Below are 23,971 nucleotides of genomic sequence, written 5' to 3' on the forward strand. Positions count from 1 at the left end.
AATCCTCAGCGTGTGGAAGATGCGGCGGCCACGGCGGGCCGGTCGCGGAACAGCAGCAGGAAGGCGATCAGCACCACCAGCGCGACGCCAGCCGGGAACAGCCAGATCTGCTGCCAGTCGGGGCCGGCCTCGGTGGTGAAGTGCTCCACCACCGCGCCGGACAGGAAGGTGCCGATCAGCATGCCCACGCCGTACGTGGCCAGGGTGATGAAGCCCTGCGCGCTGCTGCGCACGGCGGGGCCGGCATGGGCATCGGTGTAGATCTGGCCGGTGACGAAGAAGAAGTCGTAGCAGATGCCGTGCAGCACGATGCCGATCACCAGCAGCGAGAAGCCGCTGCCCGCATCGCCGAAGGCGAACAGGACGTAGCGCACCACCCACGCCGCCATGCCGACCGCCAGCATGGTCTTCACCCCCAGCCGCACGAACAGGAACGGCATGGCCAGCATCAGCAGCACCTCGGAAACCTGGCCCAGCGACTGCAGGCCCGCTGCGCCGCGCACGCCCAGGTCGTTGAGATACGGATTGGTGAAGTTGTAGTAGAACGACAGCGGGATGCAGATGGCGATGGACGCCAGGAAGAACACCAGGTAGGCACGCGACTTCAGCAGCCGCAATGAATCCAGCCCGAGGATCTGCCCCAGCCCGGCATCGCGCTGCTGTGCCAGTGGCGGCGTGTGCGGCAGGGTGAACGCATACAGGCCCAGTACCAGCGATGCCAGCGCCGCCATGCGGAACGTCAGTTCAAGCCGATGGGCCTGCTCCCAGCCCAGCCAGCCGATCAGCACGCCTGCGACAATCCAGCCGATGCTGCCGGCCACGCGTACCAGCGGGAACTGTTTCTCGGGCGACTGCATGTGCCGCATCGCCACGCTGTTGGCCAGTGCCAGCGTGGGCATGAACAGCAGCATGTAACCCATCACGTAGGCCGAGAACATGCTGAAGCTGGAAGCAGTGGACGCCAGCCACATCAGCACCGCGCCGGCCAGGTGCAGCACCGCTAGGATGCGCTGCGCGGCGAAGTAGCGATCGGCGATCAGGCCGACCAGGAACGGCGCCACGATCGCGCCGATCGACTGGCTGAGGAAGGCGGTGGCCACCTGGCTGGCGCTGGCCTGCAGCGGGCCCTGTACCAGGTACGTCCCGAGGGTCACGAACCACGCTCCCCAGATGAAGAACTGCAGAAACATCATCGCGCCCAAGCGCGACATGGCGTGCGACATGGCTTGCCCTCCCGGGGCGGTAATGGCTCAGATTCCCAGCATGTGGTGCAGTGATGCGGCGTCCGTGCCACTGTCGGCAAAGTCATCGAAGGCGCGCTCGGTCACCCGGATGATGTGGTCGCGGATGAAGGCGGCACCTTCGCGTGCGCCGTCCTCCGGGTGCTTCAGGCAGCACTCCCATTCCAGTACCGCCCATCCGGGGAAGTCGTACTGGGCGAACTTGGAGAAGATCGCCTTGAAGTCGATCTGGCCATCACCGGGCGAACGGAACCGGCCCGGACGATCGATCCAGTCCTGGTAGCCGCCATACACGCCGCTGCTCGCGCTGGCGCGATACTCCGCGTCCTTGACGTGGAAGATGCCGATGCGCGCGTGGTAGCGGTCAATGAAGCCCAGGTAGTCCATCTGCTGCAGCAGCAGGTGGCTGGGGTCGTACAGGATCTTGGCGCGGGGGTGATGATCCACCACGTCGAGGAAGCGTTCGAAGGTCGCGCCATCGTGCAGGTCCTCACCTGGGTGGATCTCGAAGCAGAGATCCACGCCGCAGGCATCGAAGGCATCGAGGATCGGGCGCCAGCGGCGGCCGAGTTCGGCGAAGGCTTCTTCCACCAGTCCCGGTGGACGCTGCGGCCAGGGATAGAAATAGGGCCAGGCCAATGCGCCGGAGAACGTGGCATGCGCGGTCAGCCCCAGGCGCTGGCTGGCTTTGGCGGCCAGCAGAAGCTGCTCGACTGCCCAAGCCTGGCGGGCAGCCGGATCGCCGCGCTTGTCCGCCGGCGCGAATCCGTCGAACAGACTGTCGTAGGCCGGATGCACCGCGACCAGCTGCCCCTGCAGATGGGTGGACAGCTCGGTGATCTGCACGCCATGACCGGCCAGCATGCCGGCGACGTCGTCGCAGTACGCCTGGCTGCGCGCGGCCTCGGCCAGATCGAACAGGTGGGGCGCGCCGGTGGGGACTTGTACGCCAGAATAGCCCAGACCCGCGGCCCATCCGGCCAGCGTGTCCAGCCGATCAAAAGGAGCTGTGTCGCCGATGAACTGCGCCAGGAACAGCGCTGGACCCTTGAGCGTCTTCAACGTGATTCGCCCTCGATGCAATCGATTGCATTATCCTAGCAGGGGCTCACGCAGGACCTGTTGTGCACTGCACAGCAGACAGGAGAACTAACGCCATGGCCACCATCTACGACATCGCGAAGCACGTCGGCGTCTCCGCAGGCACGGTGTCGCGGGCGCTTTCCCGGCCGGACAAAGTGCTGCCGGCTACCCGCGCGCGCATCGAGCAGGCCGCCGCCGCACTGGGCTATGTGCCCAACACAGTGGCCCGCACGCTCAAGACCCAGCGCAGCGGCAAGATCCTGGTCACCGTCCCGGACATCGCAAATCCGTTCTTCGCGCAGATCCTGCAGGGGGCGGAGGACGCCGCACAGGCGGTCGGCTATGCGGTTCTGCTCGGCGATACCCAGCATCAACCCGACCGCGAGGAGCGCTATGCGCAGATGCTCCGGCGCAACGAGGCTGATGGCATGATCGTGCTGGGGCACCGCCTGCCGCCCACGGCGCGCGAGATCGTCCAGCAGCGCGGTGCCGCCGCGCCGGTGATCAACGGCTGCGAGTTCGACCCCGCACTGGGCATTCCCAGCGTCCATATCGATAACGCCGCGGCCGCGCGCGTGGTGATGGAGCATCTGTATGGGCTGGGACACGAGCGGATCGCCGTGGTCGGCGGACCGCCGGACAATCCGCTGCACCAGCAACGGCTGGAAGGGGTGCGGGCGGCCAGCAAGGCGCGTGGACGCCTGCGCCAGCTGAACATCGTGCCGGGTGACTTTTCGGTGGAATCCGGCCATGCGGCTGCCATGGCGCTGCTGGACGGCATGTCTGCGCCAACGGCGATCTTCTGTTTCAGCGATCAGATGGCGCTGGGCACCCTGGCGGCCTGCCGCGATCTGGGCATCCGCGTGCCGGAGGACCTGTCCATCGTCGGCTTCGATGATCTGGCATCTTCCCGCTACCTCACGCCGCCGTTGACCACCATCCGGCAACCGATGCGGGAGATCGGTGAGCGCGCGGTCAACCTGCTGCTTGCCATCATCGAGCACATGGATGTGCCGCTGCAGCAGACGCTGGATTTCAGCCTGATGCTGCGGGGTTCAACGGCGCCACCCAGGCGTGGGTGAGGCAGGGTAACCGCCGTGAATCCTTGATCCCGAATTGACGCAGAGCTGTCAGACTCACCAGAGGCCGCCCGGCAAGGGCGTGCGATCGCGCAAGGGGGTCGGCAATGCCGTTCTTGACGGACTCGACGGAAGTCGCGGTCGAAGGCATCGGCGCGGCACGTCGCATCGGCTGGATGCGCTTCGTGGGCAATGGGCTGGGCGCGATTCCCATCGCCTCGATCATTCTTGAACGTCAGGACGGTGTGTTGGCCTGGGCGTTGCTGCTGCTCAATGCGTTGGCATGGCCGGCGCTCGCGCTGGTGCTGACCCAGCGCTCACGGCAGCCTGCGGTGGTCCAGTTCCGTTGCATGGTGGTTGATTCCTTCTTTGGCGGTGGCTGGATCGCCTTCATGGGGCTCAGCGTGGTACCCAGTGCGTTGTTCGCCGCGCTGCTGGTCGCCGACAAGATCGCCGCCGGTGGGGTGAAGCTGGCGGTACGGGCCACACTGGCACTGGTGGTGGGGTTCGCGCTCACCTGGTGGGGGCTCGGGTTTCCTTACCAGCCGGTGTCATCGCAGCGCACGATCGTGCTCAGCGTGCCGTTCCTGTTCGTCTACGGCATCGGCCTCAGCATCCTCAGCTGGCAGCTGGCGCGGCGGGTGAAATCGCAGAACCGCCAGTTGAAGCGGCTGAGCCGCATGGACCCGCTGGTGGAGCTGGCCAACCGCGGCTTCCTGATCGTCCGTGCGCAGCAGGCACTGGACAAGGCGCAGGGGCAGGGTGGTTTTGCCTGCCTGCTGATGCTTGATGTGGATGACTTCAAGCGCATCAATGACTCGCACGGTCATCGCGCCGGGGACGAAGTGCTGCGCCATATCGCCTCCACCTTGCGCGCCTTCGCCCGGCCTGGCGATACCCCTGCGCGGCTGGGAGGCGACGAGTTCGTCGTGCTGCTGCAGGACTGTGCGCCCGTCGATGCGATGCATGTGGCAGAGCGGGTTCGGCTGCAACTTCTGGAGGCAGCACGGCAGGCAACCCCGGGCATCGAGTTCAGCGTCAGCATCGGAATCGCGGCGACGCCGCGCGGTGGCAGCGTCGAGGACTGGCTGGCACTGGCCGACCGCGCGCTGTACCACGCCAAGCGCCAGGGCAAGAACAACGCCAGCTATGGCGAATGAGGTGTTGACACGTCTCTGGCGCAGGCCAGCAGCTGGGCGGCCGTTGCCGGAGGCTTGCAGCGCACCGCCAACTGCAGCGTAGTGGTCGGCATGCCCAGTTCCAGCGCAACAAAAGCCAGGCCGCTGCGGTGCATGCTCTGCATCGAGGCCGGCACGATGGCGATGCCCAGGCCGGCAGCGGCAAGGTTGATCGCCGAAGCCACCTGCGGCGCTTCCTGCTGGATGGTAGGCGCAAAGCCCTGGCTGCGGCAGGCAGCGACGACGTCTGCACTCAGGCCCTGGCCCGATTTCCGCGAGAACAGGATGAAGCGCTCGTCGCGCAGCTCGATCAGCGCGATGCTCGTCCGGCACGCCAACGGGTGATCGGCCGGCAGTACTGCCACCAGGGGTTCGGCACTGAGTTGCTGTGTCATCCGTTCACCGGTATTGGAAAACGGCGGGCGCACGATTACTGCATCGAGCTCGCCATCATCGAGGCGCCGGACCAGCGATTCACTGCCATCTTCTACCAGCCGCACCTGCACTGCCGGATGCGCCCGCTGGAAGCTGCGCATCAGCGCGGTGACCGCCTCGTTGTAGGTCGCCGATTCGGTCAGCCCCAATGTCAACGTGCCGACCTCGCCGCGTGCGGCGCGCAGCGCCTCCTCCTTGGCCTGGTCGACGCGCGCGAGGATGTCCTCCGCGGCTTTCCAGAATACCTGGCCAGCATCGCTGAGCACGATGCCGCGTCCCTGCCGGTGGAACAGCGGTGTGCCGATCTCTTCCTCCAGGGCGCGGATCTGCTGCCCGAGCGGCGGCTGGGCGATATGCAGGGCCTCGGCGGCCTTGGTGAAGCTCTGCAGCTGGGCAGTCATGACGAAGTAGCGCAGGTGCCGCAGTTCCATTGGAACCTCAAACGTTCTGGTGCTGTACGAACACGGTATTGGACGGTCGCCGCTGGCGGCAACATCATCGGTATCCCACGGCAGATGTCCAACGACAAGGGAGACCCCATGAAAAAGACACGTCGGCTGCGCGATCTGCTCCGCCAGGGCAGCGTGATTGCGCCAGGTGCATTCGATGGATTGTCGGCACGCCTGGTGGAGCTGGCCGGCTTCGATGCGGTCTATGCCAGCGGCGGCGCCATTGCACGTTCGGCCGGCGTGCCGGACATCGGCCTGCTCGGCCTCAGCGAAGTGCTTGCGCAGGTTGAACGGATCGTCGATGCCTGCGATCTGCCGGTGATCGCCGACGCTGACACCGGCTTCGGCGGCACCGCGAATGTTGAACGCACGGTGCGCGCGTTCGAAAGGGCAGGCGTTGCCGCCCTGCATATCGAGGACCAGGCCTTCCCCAAGCGCTGCGGACACCTGGATGACAAGACGCTGGTCGACGCGGGCGAGATGTGCACGAAGATCCGTGTCGCCTGCCAGTCGCGGATCGACCCGGAGTTGATGATCATCGCGCGTACCGACGCCATCGCCTGCGAAGGCCTGGATGCGGCGATCGAACGGGCGCAGGCCTATGTGGACGCGGGCGCGGACATGATCTTCGTCGAGGCACCGGAAACGCTGGAGCAGATCGAGGTGATTTCGCAGCAGGTTCCCGGGCCGAAGCTGATCAACATGTTCCACAGCGGCAAGACGCCGCTGGTGCCGGTGGCGCGGCTGGCCGAACTCGATTACCGGCTGGTGATCATTCCCTCGGACCTGCAGCGCGCTGCGATCCGGGCCATGCAGCGCACCCTGCAGGAGATCGCAGCGACTGGCGACAGCGGGCGTGTTGCCGGCGAGCTGGCCAGCTTCGGCGAGCGTGAGACGATCGTGCGCACGGCGCGGTATCTGGCACTGGACCGGGTGTGATCCGGGCGTGATTGCGGACGTGCCGATGGACGGAGAAGGGGCGGCGGAATCCGCGTGTGTTGCCTGTTCATCCTGCACCCGGAATCATCGCCGCCAATCCTCTACCATGGGCCACCCTGCCCGGACGTGCCGCCCATGCAAGACGCCCTCGTTGCCCAGCCCAAGCCCCCCGTCCCGAGGATCGCGGCCTGGCTGATGATGCTGCTGGGCATGTGGCTGGCGTTGAAGCTGGGCCTGGTGGTGACCCTGCTGTCGGGCCTGCTGGTGTTCCAGCTGACCCACCTGCTGGCCTCCACCGTGGAGGGCAAGCTGCCGCCAGGCCGGGCGCGGGCGATCGCGGTGATCGTGCTGTCAGCGGTGATCATCAGCGCGCTGGTGCTGGCCGGGATCGGCGTGGCGTCATTTTTCCGCAACGAGACCGGTGGACCGGACGCATTGCTGGCGCGGCTGATGGAGATCCTCAATTCGTCGCGGCACCAGGTGCCGGCGCTGCTGCAGCCGTACATCCCCGAGGACATGCCGGCGCTGCGCACGGCACTGAACGACTGGGCCGCCGAGCATCAGCGCCAGCTGGGCGTGGCCGGTACCTCGGTGGTGCAGGTGGGCGTACGCGTACTGATCGGTATGGTGCTGGGCGCGATGATCGCGCTGTATGACGAACTGCCGCTGCCGAAGATGGGCCCGCTGGCGCAGGAGCTGATCGGCCGCACCAGCCGCCTGGCCACCGCGTTCCGCCAGGTGGTGTTCGCGCAGGTGAAGATCTCGCTGCTCAACACCGTGTTCACCGCCATCTTCCTGCTGGGCGTGCTGCCGTTGTTCGGCGTGCACCTGCCACTGTCCAAGACCCTGGTACTGATCACCTTCATCGCCGGCCTGCTGCCGGTGGTGGGCAACATCATTTCCAACACCATCATCACCATCGTCGCGCTGTCGGTCTCGTTCTACGTGGCCGTGGCGGCGCTGCTGTACCTGATCGTGATCCACAAGCTGGAGTACTTCCTCAATGCGCGCATCGTTGGCGGCGAAATCCAGGCCCGCGCCTGGGAGCTGCTGTTGGCGATGCTGGTGATGGAAGCGGCGTTCGGCCTGCCCGGCCTGGTGGCGGCGCCGGTGTTCTACGCCTACGTGAAGCGCGAACTGGTCGACCAGCGCTGGATCTAGTACGGCAGGGTGTGACGCATTCGCCCCAGCCCGGCGCGGGGTGAGACCTTGCCGGCGCGTTCGCGGTGGCTGCGGTATACCCATGGTCACGGTTCGCGCGGCACTGGCTTGGCGCTGCCGGGACCGGCGGCTACAGTGATCCGCACTTCAGGGGAAATTTGCATGGCCGGCAAGGCATCGCCCATCGGACTGCGGACCTGGGTCTGGATCCTGGCGGGGTCGTTCGTGGTCTGTACGCTGCCGTTGATGGCCATCGCGCTCGTCCAGGGCACGCTGCGCTACAGCGCTGCCGAGGACAACCTGGTCAGCCTGCGCCAGCTGCGCCAGACCTTCGACCTGGCCAACCTGGTCTCGGCCGAACGCGGCCCGGCCAACAGCCTGCTCGGTGCCGACCCGGCCGATGCCAGCGAGCATGCGCGGCTTACGCTGCAGCTGGCGGTGGTGCGCAGGCGTGTGGACACCGCGCTGCAGCAGCTGGATGCCGTGTTCACGGCTGATCCGGGCGTGGTGGATGAGCATGGGATGCTGGCGGACGCGCAACGTCGCCTGCAGTCGGCACGCGCGGGCGTGGACCGGGTGGCAGCGCAGCCGCGCGACGCACGACGCGTCGAAGACGTGGAGCGCGCGATCAGCGGCATGTTTGCCGTGGTCGACCGCCTGCACCTGCTGACCTCGGCACAGATCAACGTACTGGTCAGGGCCGACCGCGAAGCGGCGATTCCAGCCATGCAGGGCCAGGTGCTGATCGACCTGCGCGAGCACGGCGGGCGTCTGGCCTCCAACGTGATGGCGCCGGTGGCGGTACCCGGTGCCTGGCGCAACGAACAGGTGCGCGCGGCGCTGCAGACCGAGGGCCGCCTGTTGGAACTGTGGCGGCTGGCCGGCAGCCACGAATCGGTGTTCCGCAGTGATCCGACGCTGTCCTGGCATTGGGATATGGCGCGCCGGCAGTTCTTCGGCGAGTCACTGCCGATGATCGAACAGCTGATCGACGACGGGCGGCGTGGCCTGCCGCCGCCGTGGACCGCTGCCGAGTTCACCACGCGCTACGTGCCGACCCTGCAGTCGCTTGAGGCGCTGCGTGACGGTTACCTGAGTGTGTCCATCGCCAGGTTCGAGCACACCCGCAACCGGGAGGCCACGCGGCTGGCGGTACTTCTGGCCACCGCGCTGGGAACCCTGGTGGTACTGGGTGTGGCGCTGCGTATCGCGCATCTGCAGATCCTGCGGCCTCTGCTGCAGGCACAACGGCAGGTGATCCAGATTGCCTCCGAAGCGCCTGGGCCCGAGCAGCATGTCACCCATCCGCTGGCCGAGATGCAGCGCCTGTTCGATGCGATTGAAGTGCTGCGCGAGAAGTCGCGCGAACGCTCGGCGCTGACCAGCGAGCTGCGCCAGCTGGCCGGCACCGATGAATTGACCGGACTGCTGAACCGTCGCGCGCTGGAGGAACTGGTGCAGCAGCGCCACGACGAGGGGCGGATGAGCGCAGTGGTGATCCTGCTGGACGTTGATCGCTTCAAATCGATCAATGATGGTCATGGCCACGATGCGGGTGATGAAGTGCTGGTACAGGTGGCGCAACTGCTGCAGCGCCATCTTCGCCGCAGCGACAGCATTTCCCGCTATGGTGGCGAGGAGTTCCTGGTGCTGCTGGCCGACGGTGACCTGGCCGCTGGCCGACAGCTGGCCGAATCGCTGCGGCTTGCGCTGCAGCAGCTGGACATCGTGGTGGCCGGCGGTACCGTGCTGCGGGTGACCGCCAGCTTCGGCGTGGCCCGCGGTGCTACCGACGCCTTGGGCTGGCGGACCCTGCTGCGTGCCGCCGATGCGGCCATGTACCAGGCCAAGGCGCAGGGCCGCGACCGCGTGCGGGTCGCCGGTGGTGGGCGCATTCCACGCTGAAACATCATGTTCATCGCTGGCGCACGCATGGCTGCCTAGACTGGACCTTCGACCATTTGGCAGGAGCGCATCATGACCGTTCGCCCCGTCGTTGCTGCAGCGCTGCTGGCCGGGATGCTGGCCGGCTGTACCTCCACTTCGTCGCAGACCGCTGCGGATGCGCCACGCCACCCCTCGGTTGCCGCCGACCTGAGCCCGGTGCCGGCTTTCACCGGCGGCGGTGCGGGTTGGAGCATTGAGATCGCCTCCACCGGCCAGGGCAACCACGATGCCAGCCTCAGCGCTGACGGCCGTACCCTCAAGGGCACGCTGCGCTATCCGGGGCAGCCGGCCGATGCACCGAGCTCGCTGATCGTGCTCAACGGCGAGCTTGGCCAGCAGCCCGCCATCGTCGAGATCAAGCGTGAGTCGTGCCGCACTGCCGAAGGTGTGGACACCCTGGCCAGCGTGCAGGTGACGATGGAAGGGCAGCCACAGCGCCGCGGTTGTGGCCACCTGGCGGTGTATTGAGGTCGCGCGACGGTATGCTCGAGATTCCCACGCTTTACACCGAACGCTTGCGGCTTCGCCCGCAACGGCTCGATGACTTCGAGGTCTACGCCGCATTCCTGGCGTCGCCGCGTGCGTGCGGCATGGGCGGTCCGTTTGGTGAGGTCGCCGCGTGGGGGCAGTTCTGCCACGACCTGGCCAGCTGGCAGCTGTTCGGCCATGGCGCGTTGATGATCGAGCGTGCCGATACGGGAGCCTGCATCGGCCAGGTCGGGATCAATCATGGCCCGCTGTTTCCTGAAAAGGAGCTGGGCTGGTTGCTGTACGACGGCCATGAAGGGCAGGGCTTTGCCACTGAAGCGGCCGGTGCACTACGCGATTGGGCATTCGTGGTGGTGCGGCTGCCGACGCTGGTCAGCTACATGGCGCCGGACAACCTGGCATCACAAGCCGTCGCGCGGCGCCTGGGCGGGGTGCTGGATGCGAACGCCGTGCGCAGCGATGCGGATGATCTGGTCTACCGCTACAGCACCCGGTAGTGCCGGCCGCTGGCCGGCATCATCGGTGCACCCGGGGGCGTCATCTACGCATGTCAAGCCATGACCCATTGCGCGTGGCGCCCGGGCTTTGCCATCCTCCCTGCTGTTTTCCGTAGCGTGGAATCCCGATGCGTCCTGTGTTCTGGCTGGCTTTGGCCCTGCTGCCCACCCTGGCGGTGGCGCAACCCGCGCGTATTGCCAAGACCAAGGCTCCGGCGCAGGATCCCTTCAGCGAGCTGTTCGACACCGCCTGCATGCAGCACATCGGTGCCCCGGCGCGGTTGCAGTCGCTGATGGAATCCAATGGGCTGTCGCCGTTGCAGCCCGCCGAAGCCGCGACGCTGTTGCAGGGGCAATCGGGCGTGGCCTGGATGGTGCCTCTGGCCAGTGGCCGCTATGCGGTGAGCTGGGCTGACGATGGCACGTGTACTGTCTACGCCGAAAAGGCCGACGCGGCGGTCGTGCAGAAGGGATTCGCCCGGTTGGTGCAGGCCGCACCGAAGCCGTTGCAGGTGCGGTCGCTGCCAGGGCGTGGGCCGCTGTCGGCCGATCAGGTGGCCATCCAGTACGGCTGGGCCACGCCGGGGCAGGGCAAGCTGCAGGTGCGATTCCGCCTGGTCACACGGCAGGCGGCCGAAGCCGGCGTGCAGGCGATGGCCTCGGCGGCCCCGGGCGAAGCGATGCTGGCGCAGGGCGCGCCTGGGCCCTGAAGGGCCCACGCTCGCGATTCAGCCTTTCACGCGGCAAGTGGTATATCGTTTATCGATAAATTCACCCGGGGCGGCGAGGCCACCCCCAATGCCGGAGGCCGCTTGACCGCTCGTCCCGCCCGCGCCAGACCCGCGCGAGGCTTGTTCACCCTGGCCCAGGCCGCCGTACAGGCGGTGCGGGCGATGTGCTGGCTGGGCATCCTGGCCGCACTGCTGGCCGTGCCGCTGGTCGCCCACGACCGCAGCTGGCTGCTCGACAGCATCCACGACGCTGATGCCGCTGCCGTGCATGGCAGCGGCCTGTTCCTGCATTTCTGCCTGGGCCTGGGCGCGATCGTCGCGCTGCTGGTGCTGTGCCTGATGTTCCTGCGCCACCTGCTGCGGCTGTTGAAGTCGGCGGCGCGCGAGCGGCCGTTCACCCACGCCAATGCACAGCGCCTGCAGCGCATGGCCTGGCTGATGCTGTCGATGGAGGTGCTGTCGATCCTGATCGGCGCCTACGCCGCCTGGATGGGCCCGGACTTCACCTGGATGGAGGTGGGCGGCGGCATGTCGATCACCGGCCTGGTCGCGGTGCTGATGCTGTTCGTGCTGGCACGCGTGTTTGTCGTGGGTGCGGCAATGCGCGATGACCTCGACGGTGTCATCTGATGGCGATTGTCATCACCCTGGACCGCATGCTGCAGGAACGGGGCATGACCCTGTCCGAGCTGGCCGGGCGCATCGACATCACCCTGGCCAACCTGTCGATCCTCAAAACCGGCAAGGCGCGCGCCATCCGCTTTTCCACACTTGATGCGATCTGCCGTGAGCTGCAGTGCACGCCCGGTGACCTGCTCGGGCATGACCCGGCGCAGGCGCAGGAGGCTGACTGAGTGTTTCCCCTTTTCCCTTACCTACTGACGAAACGGACCTGAAATGGAATGGTTGGCTGACCCCTCGATATGGATGGGCCTTGCAACCCTGGTCGTGCTGGAGATCGTTCTCGGCATCGACAACCTGGTGTTCATCGCGATCCTGGCCGACAAACTGCCGCCGCACCAGCGTGACCGCGCGCGGGTGATCGGCCTGGCGCTGGCCCTGCTGATGCGGCTGGTGCTGCTGGCCGCGCTGGCATGGATCATGAAGTTGACCGAACCGCTGCTCACGCTGTTCGACCACAGCTTCTCCGGGCGTGACCTGATCCTGCTGGGCGGTGGTCTGTTCCTGCTGTTCAAGGGCACGATGGAACTGCACGAGCGACTGGAGGGCCGCCAGCATGAGGACAATGGCAAGAAGGTCTACGCCAGCTTCGCGATGGTGGTGGCTCAGATCGTGGTGCTCGACGCGGTGTTCTCGCTGGACTCGGTGATCACTGCGGTCGGCATGGTCGACAACCTGGGCGTGATGTACGCCGCGGTGACCATCGCGATGGTGCTGATGCTGGTGGCCAGCAAGCCGCTGACCCGCTTCGTCAACAAGCACCCCACGGTGGTGGTGCTGTGCCTGGGCTTCCTGTTGATGATCGGTTTCAGCCTGGTGGCCGAAGGCCTGGGCTACAAGATTCCGAAGGGCTATCTGTACGCGGCGATCGCCTTCTCGATCCTGGTTGAAGCCTTCAACCAGTGGGTGCGCTTCAATCGCGAGCGCAACGAGCGTCGCCAGCCCTTCCGCCAGCGTACCGCCGACGCCGTGCTGCGCATGCTGGGCGCGCGCCCGGCCAATGGCCACGACGACGAAAACGCTGACGAACACGTCGATGCCGAAGAGCGGTTGCAGCCGGCCGAGCACGAGATGATCCGCAGCGTGCTGGGCCTGGCTGATCGCCCGGTGTCGAGCGTGATGACCGTGCGTGCCGACGTGCAGTGGATCGACCTGGCACGTGGGCAGGAGGATGTGGTGGCACGCCTGGTGGCATCGCCGCACACCCGCCTGCTGGTGGGTGATGGCGACCTGGACAGCCTGCGCGGCGTGGTGCAGAGCCGCGACCTTCTGGCCGACCTGCTGCAGGGCAGGCCGCTGCAGCTGGAGGGCAACCTGCGCGAGCCGCAGTACGTGCTGTCCAGCGCCAGCGCACTGCAGGCGCTGGAACTGATCCGCCAGCACCCGGTGCCGTTGGCGGTAGCGGTGGACGAGTACGGCAGTGTGGAAGGCCTGGTGACCGCCAACGATCTGCTGGCGGCCATTGCCGGTGACCTGGTCGACACCCAGGACGAGCGCTATGGCGTGGAGGCGCAGGGCGAGAACCAGTGGGAGGCCGACGGTGCGCTGACCCTGGACGACCTGCAGCGCCTGGCCGGCGTCTCGCTGCCACGCAGTGCCGACTACATGACCATCTCCGGTCTGGTGCTGGAGCGTCTGGGGCGCCTGCCGGACATCGGTGACACGGTGGAGATTGCGGATGTACGCATCACCGTACTGGCAATGGAGAAGCGTCGCATCGCCCGCCTGCGGGTGGAACGCATCGGGCTTTCGTAGAGTCGAGCCTGCTCGACTGGCCCTCTGTAGAGTCGAGCCATGCTCGACTGCCTCCTGAGCAGCCGGGTACGGGCTCGGCTCTACACAACACTGCCGGCAACCGTCACCATGGCGGGCCCGTTTTCCTTCCCGGATGGTTGCAGTGCTGAGTACGATCGGTTTGTTGATGGGCCTGTATGTGGCCTGGCGCCTGTTCTGGCCACTGCGCATGCCCATCTGGATGAAGGTCGTGCTGTCGCTGCTGCTGGTGGGCGTTGCCGTGCAGCTGCGCATCGTAGCCACCTTCTGGGGCACGATGGCCTCGCCGGAGATACCGAAGCTGGCCATCGCCACGCTGGCCACCGGCTCCACTGCCGTGTTGCTGCTGGCGCTGGTGATGCTGGTGCTGGACGCCGGCCTGCTGCTGTCGCACCTGCTGCGCTGGCCGCGTACTGTATCGGTCCTGCGCGCGCCGAAGCTGCGGCCGACGGCAGGTCTGCTGGCCCTGCTCGTGAGCGGTTATGGCGTCAGCCAGGGCATGGCGGTACCCAAGCCCCGGCAGATCGAGGTGAGCATTGCCGGCTTGCCTGCCGCGTTCGATGGCTATCGCGTGCTGCAGCTGACCGACATCCATGCCAGCCGCCTGCTGACTGGCGACTGGGTGCGCAAGGTGGTGGACGAGAGCAACGCACTGACGCCGGACCTGATCGTGATCACCGGCGATCTGATCGACGGTAGTGTCGAGGCGCGTCGCGAGGACGCCCGCCCGTTGGCTGATCTGCATGCACCGGACGGCGTCATCGCCATCACCGGCAACCACGAGTACTACGCGCAGTACCAGGCGTGGATGCAGGCGTTCCGCGCACTGCACATGCAGGTGCTGGAGAACAGCCACCTGCAGGTGCGGCGCGGCGATGCGGCGCTGACCATTGCCGGCGTCACCGACCCCGTGGCCGCACGCTACGGTCTGCCGCTGCCGGACCTGGAGGCCGCGCTGGCTGGCGCCGATCCGGGCGCGCCGGTGATCCTGCTCGACCATCGCCCGCGCAACGCACGCGAGGCGGCCGCGCGTGGGGTGAAGCTGCAGCTGTCCGGGCATACACATGGCGGCCAGATCATCGGCATGGACCAGCTGGTGAAGCGCGCCAATGGCGATTATGTGTCCGGTCGCTACGAGGTGGATGGCATGACACTGTACGTGAGCAATGGTGCTGGCCTGTGGGCCGGTTTCCCGGCACGCATCGGCGTTCCTTCGGAGATCACCCTGATCACCCTGCGCCGCGCCCCGTGACCTGAAGTGGGGTCAGAGCCCTTTGCCTGCGGGAAATGGATCTGACCCCTGACAAACCAAATGGAAGGAACCATGTCCCATCCCCGCGCACCCATGGAACGTCTTATCCGCGCCAATGCGGACGAGATCAATCGGCTGCGCCAAGCCATCCGCGAAGCCGCTGGCGCGCGCTGGCGTGGCCCGGAAGAAATGCAGCGGCACGTGGCAGCCTGCGCGGAATACAACCAGCGCTATGAACAGCTTGCTTTCCCGGGGGGCTACGCCAACGCGCTGAAGCAACTTGCCGAACGCGATCCAGATACGGTGGATGTCGTGCTGACCTTCCTTGAGGTGCGCCCGTACTTCTTCCGTTCCGGATATATGTGGAAGACGCTGCTGAAGCGCGTGCAGCGGGTAGCCATGGGGACGAAGCAACACGCGCGGCTGCAGAAGATCCTCAATGCCTACGCTGCCTACCGCCCCACACGTGACGGCTGATGGGGTCAGATCCCTTCGCGCTTGGCAAAGGGATCTGACCCCGGCCCGTCAGGCCGCCCGCAGCGGCGGCCGCGCATGCGCACTTCGACGCAGCGCTTGCGCCCGCTTGGCGATCCAGCGCACCACGAAGGCGGTGAATAGCAGCGCCGATGGCACCGCATACCAGAAGTTACCCGGCACGCGCTTGAAGTACGAGTAGGTGAACACCGCCGCGATGATCCACATGCCGGTCACGTGCAGGCGACGCCAGGCCGTGGATCCCATGCGCCGGGCGAGCCCCCGGTGCGAGGTGATGGCCAGCGCCAGGATGGCGAGGTAGCCCACCGTACCCGGGAGGTTGGCCATCGCTGAGCGTGCTGGCCAGAACGCCGGGTTGAGGATGCCGAAACTGGTGATGGCGATTGCATGCAGCAGGTGCGAGAACGCGAAGGATAGGCCGATGATGCGCCGTTCGCGCAGCAGGAACCGGGTGAACGGGCCGGGCAGCAGGGTGGCGAAGGAGGATGCCGTGAATGCCGCCAGGAACAGCAGGAACGATGTGCGGGCGGTGAGCCGGATCGCCGCGCGGCTGCCTTCGGCTGCATCGGGATACAGAGTGAAGGCGGTCAGTGCGAACGCGATCAGGACCACGCTGATGGCTACGAACAGGCGCCAGCCGTGCAGGAAGGACGTGTTGGAAACAGTCATGATCAGGCCTCGAAGAAAGGAGAGGGGGTAGTGGCGGCCGCCCGCCGGCCCCCCCCGGGGTCGGTCGACGCAACCAGAACGCCTGCTTTGCAGAGGTCGCGCAGCACTGGAATGCAGGCCGCACGCAGTTCATCCGGCGCGACACCATGTGCTTCAGCCACGGTCTGCAATACGTCATCCACACGTGTGCCGTCATCGCCGAAGGCCAACAGCACTGCATAGGCCAGCGGGGCCAGTTCCTCGACACGCAGACTGAATTCAGGCGTGCGGCGCATCAGCAGCAGCGTGGGAGCTGCATCCAGCATCGGTTCCAACATCTCGTCCACATGTACCGGCCACCGGTAGCCAAGCACCTGCACCAGCGGCGAAACCGCCAGCACATCACTGTCCACCGGAACGCGGTGCAGCGAACGCCCGGCGGCGCGCGCTTCAATGTGCAGCGACTGCTGCGTGCTCTCGTAGTGCGCCAGTTCCGCTGCCCAGGCCGGCAGTGCCACCGCGTCCTGCATCGCCAGCCAGGCCGCGAATTCGCCGGCGATCTGTGGGAACAACGGGGTGCGACAGGTATGGCTGGCGTAGTAGTGCTCCACGGTGTCGCGCCAGCGCGGCATGCCCAACTGGTGTTGCAGGCGTGGCAGGCTGCCAGCCAGCAGGGTGTCCAGGCTGTCGATGCACAGGCGGCGGTACACCGCCAGCCGGCGCGCCTCGATGCCATCGGGTGCGGCCATTGATGGGTCGCGCACATGGTCGGCCCAACGCCGTTGCAGGGTGGCCAGCGACTCAGCCATGGGCCACCTCGGGCCAATGTGCCTCGGTCTGCGCCTGGCGGATCTGCGCGACCTCGGCCAGCAACTCGGCCAGTGGCGGGAAGTTGAAGTCGCGTTCGAGCAGAGTGGGACGCACGCCAACCCGCGCATAGGCCTCGCGCAACAGCGCCCAGACCACACCTTTCACCGGCGCACCGTGGGTATCGATCTTGAAGCCATCGTCTTCATCGAAGTGACCCGCTACGTGCAGCGAGGCGACACGGTGGGACGGCACGCGGGCCAGGAATTCGAAGGCGTCGTAACCGTTGTTGCAGGCGTTTACGAAGACGTTGTTGACGTCCAGCAGCAGGTCGCAGTCCGCCTCGGCGAGCACGGCATTGATGAAGTCGATCTCGCTCATCTCCGCACCGGCAACGGCGTAGTAGGAAATGTTCTCCACGGCGATGCGTCGGCCCAGCATCTCCTGCACCTGGGCGATGCGGCCGGCGACGTGATGCACGGCCTCGGCGGTGAACGGCAGCGGCAGCAGGTCGTAGACGTGGCCACCGGCAGCGCAGTAGCTCAGGTGTTCGCTGTACAGCTGCACCTGGTGCAGGTCGAGGAAGGCACGCGTCTGGGCCAGCAGGGTGCGGTCCAGCGGATCAGGACCGCCCAGCGACAGCGACAGGCCATGACAGGTCAGGGGGTGGCGTTCGCTCAACCTGCGCAGCGCTGCACCGTGTGCACCGCCGACGCCGATCCAGTTGTCGGGCGAAACTTCGAGGAAGTCGATGGCACCGGCCGGCATGGCCAGCAGTTCGGCGATCAGGCCACGGCGCAGGCCAAGACCGGCGGCATCGGAAGGCAGGGGCAGGCTCATGACGGATGCTCCAGGGAGAGGGCGCCGCCTCGGAGGCGGCGCCGGTTGAACGTCGATCAATCGGCTACGCGGGAGAAGAGGCCCTTCGGCATCGGCTTGCCGTTGGCGGTGTAGACGCTGCGCAGGTAGTCGTGCGCTTCCTGCTCGCTGATGTAGCCGTCGTGGTCGGTGTCGATGCGGTCGAACTCGGCGGCACGCTTGGCGGCCACAGCGTTGAACTCGGCACGCGAGACCCGGCCATCGTGGTCGCGGTCGGTGCGGGCAAACGAGGCGTCGCCGCACTTGCCTTCGCCACACTGGCCCTCGGCCACCTTGGCCTTGCCGGCGGGCTTGCCGGTGGCGGTCTTGTTGCCCCCGCACTTGCCTTCACCGCACTTGCCTTCGGCGGCAGCGCTCATGGCCACGGCACTGATCGCCAGTGGCTGGATCGCCGCGGCCTGGCCGGCCAGCAGCAGGCCACCGGCCAGGGCGATGCCGATGGCACCGATGCGCGGCAGGCGGGAGGAGGGGGTGGTCTTGGTCGAGACGGACATGGTGGTGACTCCTTGGGAAAGCACGCGGGGCGTGCGGGATGGACGCCGCTTGAAGGCGACGGAAACGAAGGGAAGAAGCGCGGTGAAGGGGCGAAGCGGATCAGGCGTTGCGGCGACGGCGCAGTACGTAACCCACCAGCAGCACACCGCCGAGCAGGGCGCCGCCGAAGCCGATGCCGGGGAGCAGCGCGGCAACCGGCAGCAGCAGGGCGATGAGGCTGACGCCCCAACCCAGGCCGTCATTGCCAACGGGGGCGTGCTGCGAGCCGGCCAGCAGACGGTCGACGCTGAGTGCGCCACCGCCGTTGAGGATCAGTGGCAGCAGCATGGCCAGGAACAGCAGCGGCAGCTTGAAGTTGCCGTAGCCTTGGTCGGTGATTGCATAGCCCTGCCAGAGTTCGCCCAGGCCGTTCCATTGGTCGGGCCAGTGCACGGCGGCGATGGCGACCACGGTCAGCACCCAGAACACATAAGCCACCGAGCGCGTGGCCAGGCCGAGCAGCAGCATCACTGCACCCACCAGTTCCAGCCAGGTGGCCAGCTGCCAGTTCAGTGATGCGGGCAGGGCGGAGAACGGGAACGGGAAGCGACCTTCCAGGTCGGCGAACCAGTTCTGGCCGCCCAGTTTTTCGCGGCCGGATTCAAAGAACTCCCAGGCCAGCAGGGTGCGCAGCGCCAATGGCGAGAGCCAGCGGCCGACGGCGTCCAGGCGGGGGGTATACACGGAAGAGGCGGTGCTGATCATGGTGGTGTCCTGCGGGCCAGTGGTCGATGGAGGCCATTTCAGGCGGCGCAGGTATCGGCAACGTGTGCCGTTGCCCGGGGTTTTGTCAGCGACTGTGGCCGCGGCCGGGGTTTCGTACAGTCAGATACAAAGACGATGTGTCGGGGCACATCGGGGCGTTGCGCGCCCGCGTGCGGGCAGCGATATCCACCCGGTAGCGCCTGGTCGGGCCCGGCGGCCGAATGTATCCCACTGTAGAAACCCGCCTGCGCCCTACAGTCCGGTACAACTCCGTGCCGCGGAGAAACAGCGCCGATACACCGGCAGGGGGAAATGGCCACTCCCAACACCGGAGTGCCACCCATGATCCGTACCTCGTTGCTTGCTGCCGCTCTCGCCCTTGCCGGCGCCGCAGCCCCCGCCTTCGCTGCCCAGGCCGGTACCGCTGCACCGCCCACCGTCATCCTGGTGCACGGCGCGTTCGCCGATGGCTCCAGCTGGAGCAAGGTCATCAGTACCCTGCATGACTGGAAGCTGCCGGCGGTGGCCGTACAGAATCCGCTCACTTCGCTGGCCGACGATGTTGCCGCCACCCGCCGTGCGATTGCCGCTGCACCCGGCAAGGTGGTGCTGGTCGGCCACAGCTGGGGCGGTACGGTCATCACCGAGGCGGGCAATGACCCGAAGGTGCAGGCGCTGGTGTACGTGGCGGCCTTTGCACCGGATGCAGGGCAGTCTTCGGCGCAACAGGGCGAAGGTTTCCCGGTCGGTCCGGGCCTGGCCCGACTGCAGGAAAGGGATGGCTATCTGACGTTGCCGGCTGATGCCATCGCCCAGGACTTCGCGCCGGACGTGATGAAAAAATCGGCCGCACTGCTGTACAGCACGCAGGTCCCGTTGAAGGCCAGCGCGCTGGGCGAGGTGGTGAACGTGGCGGCGTGGCGCAGCAAGCCGAGCTGGTACGTGCTCAGCCGCGATGACCGCATGCTGTCGCCGCAGCTGCAGGCCGCGACCGCACGTCGCATCGGTGCACAGCTGCAATCGATCGGCAGCAGCCATGTATCGCTGCTTTCGCATCCGGCGCAGGTGGCCGACAGCATCCTGGAAGCGGCAGGGGTGAAGCCGGCGGAACTGCCGCTGGCCGAGCAGGGGGGCTGAGCGATGGCCGCCCTGCGTGCGTACGCGCTGCCGTTGCTGATGGGCCTGCTGGGTGGGGCTGCGCTGTTGATGGCCTGGCCCAGCCCGGGGGCCGATGCGCAGCCGGCACAGGCCGTTCCCGCCGCCGAGTTCGACGGTGGCGGGCCCTGGCACAACAGCCCACCGCTCACACTGGAGCAGTTGCAGGGGCAGGTGGTGCTGGTCGAGTTCTGGACCTACACCTGCAGCAACTGCCTCAACGTGGCGCCATACGTCCACCAGTGGCATGCACGCTACGCGTCGCGGGGCCTGAGGGTGATCGGCGTGCATACGCCCGAGTTCGCCTATGAAGGGCTGCCCAGCAACGTGCGCAAGGCCATCGCACGGTTGGATATCACCTGGCCGGTGGTGCAGGACAACCAGTACCGGATCTGGAACGCGTGGGGCAACCGCTTCTGGCCCGCGCTGTACCTGCTCGACCGGCAGGGGCGGGTGGTCTACCGCCATTACGGCGAGGGCGACTACGCACATACCGAAAGCGAGATCCAGCGCCAGCTGGCCAACCCCTGAGGCGCGCTACCATGGCCGCGCCGCGCGGCGCTGTCCCCCTGCCTTCATCGAGAACGCAATGAACCCTGTACCGCACATCCTGGTCGTCGACGATGACAGCGAGATCCGCCAGATGCTGGCCGACTACCTGCAACGCAACGGCCTGCGCGTGAGCCAGGCCGACGGTGGCCGGGCCATGCGTGCACTGATGGATACCCATGCGGTGGACCTGGTGGTGCTGGACGTGATGATGCCAGGCGAGGACGGCCTGAGCCTGTGCCGCAACCTGCGTGCCGGCAAGCATCGTGCGGTGCCGGTGGTGCTGCTGACCGCACGCGACGACGAGACCGACCGCATCATCGGTCTGGAAATGGGCGCCGACGACTACGTGACCAAGCCGTTCTCTTCCCGCGAACTGCTGGCACGCATCAATGCGGTGATCCGTCGCACCCGGATGCTGCCGCCAAACCTGCAGGTGAGCGAAGCCGGTCGCCAACTGGCCTTCGGTGCCTGGCGCCTGGATACCACCGCGCGCCATCTGCTGGATGCGCAGGACACCGCGTACCCGCTCAGTGGTGCCGAGTTCCGCCTGTTGCGCGTATTCCTCGATCACGCCAATCGGGTGCTCAGCCGTGACCAGCTGCTCAGCCTCACCCAGGGCCGCGATGCCGAACTGTTCGACCGCTCGATCGACCTGCTGGTCAGCCGCGTACGCCAACGGCTGGGTGACGACGCACGCGAGCCGACCTACATCAAGACCGTGCGCAGCGAAGGCTATGTGTTCAGCGTGCCGGTGCAGTTGCTGGGGCCGGACGAATGAACACCGGCGCACGCCGTCTACGCTGGCCGCGCACGCTGTCGGCGCGGCTGCTGCTGGTGCTGCTGGGCGGACTGGCGCTGGCCCACGCGCTGTCCTTCGGCTTGTTGTTTTTCGAACGCTATCAGTCCACCCGCAGCATGATGCTGCGCAACCTCGATGAAGACGTGGCCGTGAGTGTCGCGCTGCTGGAGCACCTGCCCGCGGACCAGCGCGATGCCTGGGTGCCGCGGCTGGAGCGGCGCACCTACCGTTACCTGCTGCGCCCGGCTGCGGCTGGGCCGGGACTGCAGACCGATCGTGCACGCCAGGTCACCGCGATCATTGACGACAGCCTGCAGCATCGCTATCCGTTGCAGGCGCGCCAGGTGGCTCGCCTGCCGGAGCGGTTCGAGGTGGAACTGCGACTGCACGATGGCACACCCTTGACCATTGAAGTCACCCCGTCGGGTCTGCCGCTGGCGCGCTGGTTGCCCGCCGTGCTGCTCGTGCAGCTGGCGTTGCTGCTGGTGTGCGCGTGGCTGGCGGTGCGCCTGGCCATGCGCCCGCTGCAGCAGTTGTCGCAGGCGGTGGAACAGCTGCAGCCGGGCAAGGACGGGCCGGCACTGCCTGAAGATGGTCCTGCGGAAGTAGGCGGTGCGGCAGCTGCACTCAACGCGCTGCAGGCACGCATTCGTGGCCATGTCAGCGAGCGCCTGCAGATCCTCGCAGCGATCTCGCACGATCTGCAGACCCCCATCACGCGCATGAAGCTTCGGGTGGAGACCCTGCCTGAAGACAGCACCCAGCAGCGACTGCTGGCCGACCTCGACCACCTTGGGCAACTGGTGCGGGAAGGCGTGGCCTATGCGCGCAGCAGCCACGTCGCCAGTGGCGCGCCAGTGTCGATGGACCTGGGTGCGTTCCTGGCCAGCGTGGTCGGCGACTACGAGGACATGGGCAAGCCGGTCAGTGGCGGTGCACCCGCTGGACTGATCGTGCAGACCTGGCCGCAGCCGCTGCGACGGGTGGTCGGCAATCTGGTCGACAACGCAGTGCGCTACGCGGGCGCCGCCGAGATCGGGGCGGGCCGCGATGAGGCCGGCAGGGTATGGATCAGCATTTCCGACCGTGGCCCGGGCATTCCCGAGAACCAGCTGCAGGCGGTGCTGGCGCCGTTCCATCGGCTGGAGAGCTCGCGCAACCGCGATACCGGCGGCACCGGCCTGGGCCTGGCCATCGCAGTGCAGCTGGCACAGTCGCTGGGCGGCTCACTGCGGCTGCACAACCGCGAGGGCGGTGGCTTGCGAGCGGAGCTGCAGCTGCCGGGGTAACCGGCGGAGTCAGATCCGTTTGCCGCAGCAAAGGGATCTGACCCCGACGCGAGAGCATCCACGCATGGCGTGGATCTACGGCATTCCTGCACCACCCCGGGATCGGCGATCATCCGCAGCGAGTGTTGAAACCAGGAAGCACCACGCAATGCAGGGAACGCATCATTCAATCCGGCGCCCACGTTACGCTGCACTGCTGATCGCCGCACTGCTGCTGGCGGCCTGCCCGCGCACACCAGACGAACCGGCCGACGCGCCCGCTGCCGACACGCCACTTGCCGCGCCGACCACAACAACAGACATCTCGCCTCTGCTCGATGCCCTGCCGACCTGTGCGCTGGACGGCTGGTACATCGATCAGCAGACCGAGCGTCCGGCACATCCCTGGCTGGCCACGAATACGCCGAAGCCCTGCAAGGAGGACGAGGAGAACGAGATCGCCACGTTCTGCGTGCAGGGGCAGTGGAAGGGACTGCCGGTGGAGGAGGTGATCCTGCCGACGATGACCTTCGTCTCGTTCCGTGGCGTGAAGATCGGCCTGCCGCTGGAGAAGGCGCGTCCCATCGTCCGCCTGCGCTTCGGGCAGGAATTTCCGGGCGGCGCGTCTTACGAGCAGGGCCGCGAACCGAAGCTGATGGCCGATCCTGAAGATGCGCAGCGTTCGTGGCTGCTGTGCAGCACCCCGGAACTGGGCCACGACGTGGACAGCGAGGGGAGCATCAGCTATTCCGGCATGAACCTGCCCTACGACCACGACGGTTGCAGCTACCGCTACAGCCCGGTCGACTTCTGCGATGCGCGGCACCGGGCCGCCATTGAAGAAGCTCTCCAGCATCAGAAGCCCAATTTCAACCAGCACTATCTGCTGGTACAGGTCGATGATCGTCCCGAGTACTTCCAGCGCACGCTGGTGCTGGTCGACACCCGCACCGGACGCGCCACGCCATTGCCGATCGATGCCTTCACCGGTACGGCGGGGAAGGGCGGAGACGCCACCGGCTACGGGACCCTGGAAACGGGTGTGGACCAGCAACAGTTCTGCCTTGATGGTGCGTTGCTGGTCTACCGCGTGTTCGAGGAAGGACGCTTCTGCTTCGGCTTTGACGGTGAGCGATTCACCGGCCATGAAACCCAGTACATGCAGGCGACGGACAGCCGATGACCGGTATTTCA

Annotated in this window: 27 protein-coding genes; 18 read left to right on the forward strand and 9 right to left on the reverse strand. The window is 66.7% G+C overall.

Translation table 11 applies throughout. The annotated features are described in order from the left end of the window. Positions 1-5: 5 nt before the first annotated feature. A complete protein-coding gene (locus tag ABE423_RS07040) occupies positions 6-1,223 on the reverse strand; it encodes a nucleoside permease (protein WP_346485552.1) in 1,218 nt (405 codons plus the stop codon). Between the two features lie 27 nt (positions 1,224-1,250). Then, entirely contained in the window at positions 1,251-2,303 is a 1,053-nt protein-coding gene (locus ABE423_RS07045; RefSeq protein WP_049422750.1) for a sugar phosphate isomerase/epimerase family protein, read from the reverse strand. A 95-nt stretch (positions 2,304-2,398) separates the two neighbouring features. Between ABE423_RS07045 and ABE423_RS07050 the strand changes: the two genes are divergently transcribed. After that, positions 2,399-3,406 (forward strand): LacI family DNA-binding transcriptional regulator, encoded by a 1,008-nt coding sequence (locus ABE423_RS07050; protein WP_049398862.1) that lies wholly within the window; start codon positions 2,399-2,401, stop codon positions 3,404-3,406. 104 nt (positions 3,407-3,510) lie between these two features. Further along, the gene (locus ABE423_RS07055; RefSeq protein WP_132809508.1) at positions 3,511-4,563 is read left to right on the forward strand and encodes a sensor domain-containing diguanylate cyclase; all 1,053 of its coding nucleotides are present in this window, start codon (positions 3,511-3,513) and stop codon (positions 4,561-4,563) included. Here the strand turns inward: ABE423_RS07055 and ABE423_RS07060 are convergent. Further along, entirely contained in the window at positions 4,551-5,447 is an 897-nt protein-coding gene (locus ABE423_RS07060; protein ID WP_107433637.1) for a LysR family transcriptional regulator, read from the reverse strand. The genes ABE423_RS07055 and ABE423_RS07060 overlap by 13 nt on opposite strands. A 108-nt stretch (positions 5,448-5,555) precedes the next feature. On the opposite strand from ABE423_RS07060, the gene ABE423_RS07065 reads away from it, so the two are divergent. Next, positions 5,556-6,404 (forward strand): isocitrate lyase/PEP mutase family protein, encoded by an 849-nt coding sequence (locus ABE423_RS07065; RefSeq protein ID WP_125893729.1) that lies wholly within the window; start codon positions 5,556-5,558, stop codon positions 6,402-6,404. A gap of 135 nt (positions 6,405-6,539) precedes the next feature. Continuing rightward, on the forward strand, positions 6,540-7,565 hold the full coding sequence (locus ABE423_RS07070; RefSeq protein ID WP_012510371.1) for an AI-2E family transporter: 1,026 nt from the start codon (positions 6,540-6,542) through the stop codon (positions 7,563-7,565). An 86-nt stretch (positions 7,566-7,651) separates the two neighbouring features. Here ABE423_RS07070 and ABE423_RS07075 read toward each other — a convergent pair whose 3' ends face one another. Continuing rightward, on the reverse strand, positions 7,652-7,819 hold the full coding sequence (locus tag ABE423_RS07075; protein WP_346485556.1) for a hypothetical protein: 168 nt from the start codon (positions 7,817-7,819) through the stop codon (positions 7,652-7,654). On the opposite strand from ABE423_RS07075, the gene ABE423_RS07080 reads away from it, so the two are divergent. From ABE423_RS07080 to ABE423_RS07120, 9 genes are all read left to right on the forward strand, one after another. Then, a complete protein-coding gene (locus tag ABE423_RS07080; RefSeq protein WP_346485558.1) occupies positions 7,812-9,470 on the forward strand; it encodes a GGDEF domain-containing protein in 1,659 nt (552 codons plus the stop codon). The two genes, ABE423_RS07075 and ABE423_RS07080, sit on opposite strands and share 8 nt — an antisense overlap. A gap of 72 nt (positions 9,471-9,542) precedes the next feature. Then, positions 9,543-9,980, forward strand: a complete 438-nt coding sequence (locus ABE423_RS07085) for a hypothetical protein (protein WP_125893731.1) — start codon at positions 9,543-9,545, stop codon at positions 9,978-9,980. A gap of 14 nt (positions 9,981-9,994) precedes the next feature. Then, on the forward strand, positions 9,995-10,498 hold the full coding sequence (locus tag ABE423_RS07090; RefSeq protein ID WP_346485560.1) for a GNAT family N-acetyltransferase: 504 nt from the start codon (positions 9,995-9,997) through the stop codon (positions 10,496-10,498). Positions 10,499-10,626: 128 nt separating this feature from the next. Continuing rightward, on the forward strand, positions 10,627-11,208 hold the full coding sequence (locus tag ABE423_RS07095; protein ID WP_100437520.1) for a hypothetical protein: 582 nt from the start codon (positions 10,627-10,629) through the stop codon (positions 11,206-11,208). A 183-nt stretch (positions 11,209-11,391) separates the two neighbouring features. Next, positions 11,392-11,859, forward strand: a complete 468-nt coding sequence (locus tag ABE423_RS07100; RefSeq protein ID WP_125893794.1) for a DUF2975 domain-containing protein — start codon at positions 11,392-11,394, stop codon at positions 11,857-11,859. Beyond that, on the forward strand, positions 11,859-12,083 hold the full coding sequence (locus ABE423_RS07105) for a helix-turn-helix transcriptional regulator (RefSeq protein WP_032127628.1): 225 nt from the start codon (positions 11,859-11,861) through the stop codon (positions 12,081-12,083). The genes ABE423_RS07100 and ABE423_RS07105 overlap by 1 nt, the downstream gene beginning before the upstream one ends. A gap of 43 nt (positions 12,084-12,126) precedes the next feature. Next, positions 12,127-13,665 carry a TerC family protein gene (locus ABE423_RS07110; protein ID WP_180889626.1) on the forward strand — a complete coding sequence of 513 codons (1,539 nt, stop codon included), beginning with the start codon at positions 12,127-12,129 and terminating at the stop codon, positions 13,663-13,665. A gap of 133 nt (positions 13,666-13,798) precedes the next feature. Further along, entirely contained in the window at positions 13,799-14,935 is a 1,137-nt protein-coding gene (locus ABE423_RS07115) for a metallophosphoesterase (RefSeq protein WP_253145477.1), read from the forward strand. Between the two features lie 72 nt (positions 14,936-15,007). Then, positions 15,008-15,412 (forward strand): hypothetical protein, encoded by a 405-nt coding sequence (locus tag ABE423_RS07120; protein WP_346485563.1) that lies wholly within the window; start codon positions 15,008-15,010, stop codon positions 15,410-15,412. A gap of 48 nt (positions 15,413-15,460) precedes the next feature. Here ABE423_RS07120 and ABE423_RS07125 read toward each other — a convergent pair whose 3' ends face one another. The 5 genes from ABE423_RS07125 to ABE423_RS07145 all read right to left on the reverse strand — a co-directional run bounded on the left by ABE423_RS07125 (position 15,461) and on the right by ABE423_RS07145 (position 19,003). Next, the gene (locus ABE423_RS07125) at positions 15,461-16,099 is read right to left on the reverse strand and encodes a hypothetical protein (protein ID WP_346485565.1); all 639 of its coding nucleotides are present in this window, start codon (positions 16,097-16,099) and stop codon (positions 15,461-15,463) included. 2 nt (positions 16,100-16,101) lie between these two features. Then, complete coding sequence (locus ABE423_RS07130) at positions 16,102-16,887, reverse strand: putative DNA-binding domain-containing protein (RefSeq protein ID WP_346485567.1); 786 nt, start codon at positions 16,885-16,887, stop codon at positions 16,102-16,104. Next, positions 16,880-17,725: a DUF692 domain-containing protein gene (locus ABE423_RS07135; RefSeq protein ID WP_346485569.1), complete on the reverse strand. Its 846-nt coding sequence runs from the start codon at positions 17,723-17,725 to the stop codon at positions 16,880-16,882. Before ABE423_RS07135 ends, ABE423_RS07130 begins: the two co-directional genes overlap by 8 nt. Before the next feature lie 56 nt (positions 17,726-17,781). Further along, the gene (locus ABE423_RS07140) at positions 17,782-18,258 is read right to left on the reverse strand and encodes an EF-hand domain-containing protein (RefSeq protein ID WP_346485571.1); all 477 of its coding nucleotides are present in this window, start codon (positions 18,256-18,258) and stop codon (positions 17,782-17,784) included. A gap of 100 nt (positions 18,259-18,358) precedes the next feature. Further along, positions 18,359-19,003 carry a DoxX family protein gene (locus ABE423_RS07145; protein ID WP_088025044.1) on the reverse strand — a complete coding sequence of 215 codons (645 nt, stop codon included), beginning with the start codon at positions 19,001-19,003 and terminating at the stop codon, positions 18,359-18,361. A gap of 342 nt (positions 19,004-19,345) precedes the next feature. Here ABE423_RS07145 and ABE423_RS07150 point away from each other — a divergent pair, with 342 nt between their 5' ends. The 5 genes from ABE423_RS07150 to ABE423_RS07170 all read left to right on the forward strand — a co-directional run bounded on the left by ABE423_RS07150 (position 19,346) and on the right by ABE423_RS07170 (position 23,960). Beyond that, complete coding sequence (locus ABE423_RS07150) at positions 19,346-20,140, forward strand: alpha/beta hydrolase (RefSeq protein WP_346485574.1); 795 nt, start codon at positions 19,346-19,348, stop codon at positions 20,138-20,140. 3 nt (positions 20,141-20,143) lie between these two features. Continuing rightward, on the forward strand, positions 20,144-20,689 hold the full coding sequence (locus ABE423_RS07155; protein ID WP_346485576.1) for a redoxin family protein: 546 nt from the start codon (positions 20,144-20,146) through the stop codon (positions 20,687-20,689). 58 nt (positions 20,690-20,747) lie between these two features. After that, positions 20,748-21,488, forward strand: coding sequence for a response regulator transcription factor (locus ABE423_RS07160; protein WP_049443785.1), 741 nt, complete (start codon positions 20,748-20,750; stop codon positions 21,486-21,488). Beyond that, on the forward strand, positions 21,485-22,798 hold the full coding sequence (locus tag ABE423_RS07165) for a HAMP domain-containing sensor histidine kinase (RefSeq protein ID WP_346485578.1): 1,314 nt from the start codon (positions 21,485-21,487) through the stop codon (positions 22,796-22,798). The genes ABE423_RS07160 and ABE423_RS07165 overlap by 4 nt, the downstream gene beginning before the upstream one ends. A gap of 148 nt (positions 22,799-22,946) precedes the next feature. After that, complete coding sequence (locus tag ABE423_RS07170; RefSeq protein WP_346485580.1) at positions 22,947-23,960, forward strand: hypothetical protein; 1,014 nt, start codon at positions 22,947-22,949, stop codon at positions 23,958-23,960. Positions 23,961-23,971: the final 11 nt, after the last annotated feature.

The organism is Stenotrophomonas sp. TWI1409 (assembly GCF_039673015.1).
GTDB lineage: Bacteria > Pseudomonadota > Gammaproteobacteria > Xanthomonadales > Xanthomonadaceae > Stenotrophomonas > Stenotrophomonas maltophilia_A.

Coding starts and splice junctions, on each gene's coding strand:
- ABE423_RS07040 (WP_346485552.1), bottom strand. CDS start 1,223: ATGTCGCACGCCATGTCGCGCTTGGGCGCGATGATGTTTCTGCAGTTC.
- ABE423_RS07050 (WP_049398862.1), top strand. CDS start 2,399: ATGGCCACCATCTACGACATCGCGAAGCACGTCGGCGTCTCCGCAGGC.
- ABE423_RS07055 (WP_132809508.1), top strand. CDS start 3,511: ATGCCGTTCTTGACGGACTCGACGGAAGTCGCGGTCGAAGGCATCGGC.
- ABE423_RS07060 (WP_107433637.1), bottom strand. CDS start 5,447: ATGGAACTGCGGCACCTGCGCTACTTCGTCATGACTGCCCAGCTGCAG.
- ABE423_RS07065 (WP_125893729.1), top strand. CDS start 5,556: ATGAAAAAGACACGTCGGCTGCGCGATCTGCTCCGCCAGGGCAGCGTG.
- ABE423_RS07070 (WP_012510371.1), top strand. CDS start 6,540: ATGCAAGACGCCCTCGTTGCCCAGCCCAAGCCCCCCGTCCCGAGGATC.
- ABE423_RS07080 (WP_346485558.1), top strand. CDS start 7,812: ATGGCCATCGCGCTCGTCCAGGGCACGCTGCGCTACAGCGCTGCCGAG.
- ABE423_RS07075 (WP_346485556.1), bottom strand. CDS start 7,819: ATGGCCATCAACGGCAGCGTACAGACCACGAACGACCCCGCCAGGATC.
- ABE423_RS07085 (WP_125893731.1), top strand. CDS start 9,543: ATGACCGTTCGCCCCGTCGTTGCTGCAGCGCTGCTGGCCGGGATGCTG.
- ABE423_RS07090 (WP_346485560.1), top strand. CDS start 9,995: ATGCTCGAGATTCCCACGCTTTACACCGAACGCTTGCGGCTTCGCCCG.
- ABE423_RS07095 (WP_100437520.1), top strand. CDS start 10,627: ATGCGTCCTGTGTTCTGGCTGGCTTTGGCCCTGCTGCCCACCCTGGCG.
- ABE423_RS07100 (WP_125893794.1), top strand. CDS start 11,392: ATGTGCTGGCTGGGCATCCTGGCCGCACTGCTGGCCGTGCCGCTGGTC.
- ABE423_RS07105 (WP_032127628.1), top strand. CDS start 11,859: ATGGCGATTGTCATCACCCTGGACCGCATGCTGCAGGAACGGGGCATG.
- ABE423_RS07110 (WP_180889626.1), top strand. CDS start 12,127: ATGGAATGGTTGGCTGACCCCTCGATATGGATGGGCCTTGCAACCCTG.
- ABE423_RS07115 (WP_253145477.1), top strand. CDS start 13,799: ATGGTTGCAGTGCTGAGTACGATCGGTTTGTTGATGGGCCTGTATGTG.
- ABE423_RS07120 (WP_346485563.1), top strand. CDS start 15,008: ATGTCCCATCCCCGCGCACCCATGGAACGTCTTATCCGCGCCAATGCG.
- ABE423_RS07125 (WP_346485565.1), bottom strand. CDS start 16,099: ATGACTGTTTCCAACACGTCCTTCCTGCACGGCTGGCGCCTGTTCGTA.
- ABE423_RS07130 (WP_346485567.1), bottom strand. CDS start 16,887: ATGGCTGAGTCGCTGGCCACCCTGCAACGGCGTTGGGCCGACCATGTG.
- ABE423_RS07135 (WP_346485569.1), bottom strand. CDS start 17,725: ATGAGCCTGCCCCTGCCTTCCGATGCCGCCGGTCTTGGCCTGCGCCGT.
- ABE423_RS07140 (WP_346485571.1), bottom strand. CDS start 18,258: ATGTCCGTCTCGACCAAGACCACCCCCTCCTCCCGCCTGCCGCGCATC.
- ABE423_RS07145 (WP_088025044.1), bottom strand. CDS start 19,003: ATGATCAGCACCGCCTCTTCCGTGTATACCCCCCGCCTGGACGCCGTC.
- ABE423_RS07150 (WP_346485574.1), top strand. CDS start 19,346: ATGATCCGTACCTCGTTGCTTGCTGCCGCTCTCGCCCTTGCCGGCGCC.
- ABE423_RS07155 (WP_346485576.1), top strand. CDS start 20,144: ATGGCCGCCCTGCGTGCGTACGCGCTGCCGTTGCTGATGGGCCTGCTG.
- ABE423_RS07160 (WP_049443785.1), top strand. CDS start 20,748: ATGAACCCTGTACCGCACATCCTGGTCGTCGACGATGACAGCGAGATC.
- ABE423_RS07165 (WP_346485578.1), top strand. CDS start 21,485: ATGAACACCGGCGCACGCCGTCTACGCTGGCCGCGCACGCTGTCGGCG.
- ABE423_RS07170 (WP_346485580.1), top strand. CDS start 22,947: ATGCAGGGAACGCATCATTCAATCCGGCGCCCACGTTACGCTGCACTG.